At 71.7% G+C, this 3,940-nt stretch carries 3 protein-coding genes, 1 tRNA gene and 1 pseudogene; 3 read left to right on the plus strand and 2 right to left on the minus strand.

The window, feature by feature from the left end; genetic code table 11:
- The first annotated feature begins 189 nt into the window (after positions 1–189).
- Both JF597_RS53805 and JF597_RS53810 read left to right on the plus strand, forming a co-directional pair.
- Entirely contained in the window at positions 190–378 is a 189-nt protein-coding gene (locus tag JF597_RS53805) for a hypothetical protein (protein ID WP_294014374.1), read from the plus strand.
- Positions 372–539 (plus strand): annotated as a pseudogene (locus JF597_RS53810) (site-specific integrase); the annotation flags it as partial. The gene JF597_RS53805 and the pseudogene JF597_RS53810, both read left to right, overlap by 7 nt.
- Positions 540–543: 4 nt before the next feature.
- Here the strand turns inward: JF597_RS53810 and JF597_RS53815 are convergent.
- Both JF597_RS53815 and JF597_RS53820 read right to left on the minus strand, forming a co-directional pair.
- Positions 544–912 (minus strand): hypothetical protein, encoded by a 369-nt coding sequence (locus tag JF597_RS53815; protein WP_294014375.1) that lies wholly within the window; start codon positions 910–912, stop codon positions 544–546.
- Positions 913–1,057: 145 nt separating this feature from the next.
- Positions 1,058–1,155 (minus strand) — tRNA-Ser (locus tag JF597_RS53820).
- A 117-nt stretch (positions 1,156–1,272) separates the two neighbouring features.
- Here JF597_RS53820 and JF597_RS53825 point away from each other — a divergent pair.
- Positions 1,273–3,852 carry a DNA polymerase III subunit gamma and tau gene (locus JF597_RS53825; RefSeq protein ID WP_294014376.1) on the plus strand — a complete coding sequence of 860 codons (2,580 nt, stop codon included), beginning with the start codon at positions 1,273–1,275 and terminating at the stop codon, positions 3,850–3,852.
- Positions 3,853–3,940 lie beyond the last annotated feature (88 nt).

Below are 3,940 nucleotides of genomic sequence, written 5' to 3' on the forward strand. Positions count from 1 at the left end.
GGTATCGCCGGAGCCTGCCTGCCGGCCCTCGCCTCCCTCGCCTGCTTCCAGCAACTCGTCCGGCAAATCACGCTGACTCTGCCACCACGACAGGGAACGCGGCGCCATCGCCGTTAGCAGCGTCGCCCTCGGCGCACGGATGCGCTTTCTCTCCTCGATGACCGGTGTCGAGTGGGCTCGCCTCGGGGCGTGCCGGTGGAACCGATTGATTCGACGCCGACGTCCACCGCCGGCGTCGGCCTGATGGGGCCGGCATTGAGTCGAGCTTTTTTCCGGCGCGACCTCGCCGCGACGAGTCCCGATCTGCTGCATGCGACGGGCAAGACGTTCGCCGGCGTGGCCGCCACCGCCGACCTGCTGGGCGTCTGGAACTCCTGATTCTCGGTGTCCCGGACGCCGTGGTCGACGCGATCATGGGCTGGGAGCCCGGGGGAACGGCACGCATGCGCGCCCGCTACATGCATGTCACCGGGACGCTGCTGCGGAAGGTCGCCCAGCAGGTAGGCGACGCTCTCTGGGAGCCGCTCCGGGCCGACTGAAGGTCTATGCGGAGCGGTCAGAGCGTGGGGGCTCCTCTGCCCGCTCCGCGAGGAACTCATCGAGCAGAGCGAAGAGAACCGTGATGACACGTTCTTCCTGCTCCGGTGAGAGCTGCCAGTGATGCCAACTTTCGTCGGGGAGGGCGATGTGACGGACCAGACCCATCCAAGCGTGTTGGCATTCCCGGCCGCGCCTGGCCACCAGCCAGTCACGCCAGCCGTTGAGCCCGGGGCCGCCGTGCCGCCGAGCGTGGGCGTCGTAGCCGATCAAGAAGCTTTCCACGCGGGCGAGTGTGGCCTGACCCACGAAGGTCTCGGGGCCCTCGGACACGAAGGCCCAGTACTCACGCTCACTCATGTCTATGAGGCTCACCCGCTCATCCTTCCGCATCGAAGTCGGTTGTCCCCCACCCCGAGCGAGCAGCGGGCGGCCAACTGAGACGGAAACTGAGACGGACAACGACGAAGGGCCCCACCGCGAACGGTGGGGCCCTTCGACATCGTGCCCGGTGAGGCACTGGCGGAGGATACGAGATTCGAACTCGTGAGGGTGTGAACCCAACACGCTTTCCAAGCGTGCGCCCTAGGCCTCTAGGCGATCTGACTGAACTCCCCCAGGGCCGGAAGGCAGCAAGGGTAGGTCGGCTCTGGCGGGTGCGTGGGGGGCGCTTGCGTTCCCGGCGGAGCGCACGCGCGGGCCCCGGTGTCAGTGGGCGCCTATAACCTCGTATGCGTGTCGTCTCTCGCGTTGTACCGCCGCTATCGCCCGGAGTCCTTCGCCGAGGTCATCGGGCAGGAGCATGTCACCGACCCGCTGCAGCAGGCGCTGCGGAACAACCGGGTCAATCACGCGTACCTGTTCAGCGGTCCGCGCGGATGCGGCAAGACGACCAGCGCCCGCATCCTCGCCAGGTGCCTGAACTGCGCGCAGGGGCCCACCCCCACCCCCTGCGGCGAGTGCCAGTCCTGCCAGGACCTCGCACGCAACGGCCCAGGTTCCATCGACGTCATCGAGATCGACGCCGCCTCCCACGGTGGTGTGGACGACGCCCGTGAGCTGCGCGAGAAGGCCTTCTTCGGGCCCGCGAGCAGCCGCTACAAGATCTACATCATCGACGAGGCCCACATGGTCACGTCGGCAGGGTTCAACGCGCTGCTGAAGGTCGTCGAGGAGCCCCCGGAGCACCTCAAGTTCATCTTCGCCACCACCGAGCCCGAGAAGGTCATCGGGACGATCCGGTCGCGAACCCATCACTACCCCTTCCGGCTCGTTCCGCCCGGCACCCTGCGGGACTACCTCGGCGAGGTGTGCGGCAAGGAGGACATCCCCGTCGAGGACGGCGTCCTGCCCCTCGTCGTGCGGGCGGGCCAGGGTTCCGTGCGTGACTCCATGTCCGTCATGGACCAGCTGCTCGCCGGGGCCAAGGAGGAGGGTGTGACGTATGCCATGGCCACGTCCCTCCTCGGCTACACCGACGGCTCCCTCCTCGACTCCGTCGTCGAGGCCTTCGCCACCGGTGACGGCGCCGCCGCCTTCGAGGTCGTCGACCGAGTCATCGAGGGTGGCAACGACCCGCGCCGCTTCGTCACCGACCTGCTGGAGCGGCTGCGGGACCTGGTCATCCTCGCCGCCGTTCCCGACGCCGCCGAGAAGGGGCTCATCGACGCCCCCGCCGATGTCATCGAGCGCATGCAGGCCCAGGCCGGCACCTTCGGCGCGGCCGAGCTCAGCCGCGCCGCCGACCTCGTCAACGAAGGCCTGACCGAGATGCGCGGCGCCAACTCGCCCCGCCTCCAGCTTGAACTCATCTGCGCGCGCGTGCTGCTCCCTGCGGCCTATGGGGACGAGCGCTCGGTGATGGCCCGCCTCGACCGCATCGAGCGAGGCGTGAACTTCTCGGCCGGCGGTGCCCCTGCGATGGGGTACGTGCCGGGGCCGGAAGCCCACGGGGGAGCGGCCCTGGGTACCCCGGGCGTCGTCCAGGGCATGCCTGGTGCCTCGGGTGGCTCGACGGCCGCCGTCCCGCCGGCGGCACCGGTACCGCCCGGTGGCGGCCCGGCGGCGGCGCGTGCGGCGGTCCGGGCGTCGGGCGCGAGCGGCGGAGGTTCCGGCAGTGGCGCCCCGGGGGGCGGCATGCCCGGCGCCGGAGCGCAGGGAGTCGGCGTCCCGGGCGGCGGCGTTCCGTCCGGAGCAGGTGCCACCGGAGGATTCCCCGGTGCTACGGCCGGAACAGGTGGCACAGGCGGATTCCCCGGTGCTACAGCCGACTCGGCGCCGCCCGACGACCAGGCCCCCGACTCGCCCGCCGGTCCGGCCCACGGTTCGTCTCCCGACCTCCACACCGGCGACCCCCACACCGGCCCGGCGCACGGTTCACCCACGGCCCAGCCCTCTGGTGCTCCCTCCGGCCAACCGTCCACCGCCCACGCGGAACAGCCTCAAACGCCTCACCAGCAGCCGTCCGCCACATCGCCCCCGGCGGCGCCGGGTTCCGCTTCCACCCCCGGAGCCTGGCCTGCCGCCGCCCCCGTCGGCGGCGGTCGGCGTCCCGGTGGCTGGCCCACCGCGGCCCCGGCAGGCGGCGGCCAACCCCAGGCGCCCGCCGCGCACCGGCCCACGGCCGCCCCGGCACCGGCCCAGCCCGCCCCCGCGGCCCCCGCACCCGGACCGGGCGCCTACGCCCCGCCGACCGGCGGCCCCGACCCCCGCCAGCTCTGGCCCAACATCCTGGAAGCCGTCAAGAACCGCCGCCGCTTCACATGGATCCTGCTCAGCCAGAACGCCCACGTGGCCGGCTTCGACGGCACCACCCTCCAGCTCGGTTTCGTGAACGCCGGCGCCCGCGACAACTTCGCGAGCAGCGGCAGCGAAGAGGTGCTGCGGCAGGCGCTGGGCGAGCAGTTCGGCGTCCAGTGGAAGATCGAGGCGGTCGTCGACCCGTCGGGCGGCGGAGGGGCGCCCCCCGCATCCGGAGGCTTCAACGGCGGCGGTGGCGGTGGCTACGGCGGTGGCGGCAGCACCGGCGGCTACGGCACCGGAAGCACGGCGGGCTACGGCACCCAGGCCCCCCAGGCCCCGTCCCCGTCCTTCCCCCAGCCGACGCCCGCCCCGACGTCCCGGCCGACGTCGACGCAGGCTCCAGCCCCGGCCCCTGCCCCGCAGCGGTCCGCGCCGGAGCCCCCGCCGGTCTCCATCGAGGACGACATCCCCGAGGACGACGACCCCGATCTCAACGAGGCCGCCCTCTCGGGTCGCGAACTGATCGTGCGCGAGCTCGGGGCGACCGTGGTGGAGGAGATCACCAACGAATGAGACCCAGAAGGCGAGGATGCAGGGACGCACGCGAGTGCCCATCTTGGAGGAACCTACGACTCCACTCCCCCCATCCCTTGGGAACCCC

The organism is Streptomyces sp., assembly GCF_019510245.1.
Lineage (GTDB): Bacteria > Actinomycetota > Actinomycetes > Streptomycetales > Streptomycetaceae > Streptomyces.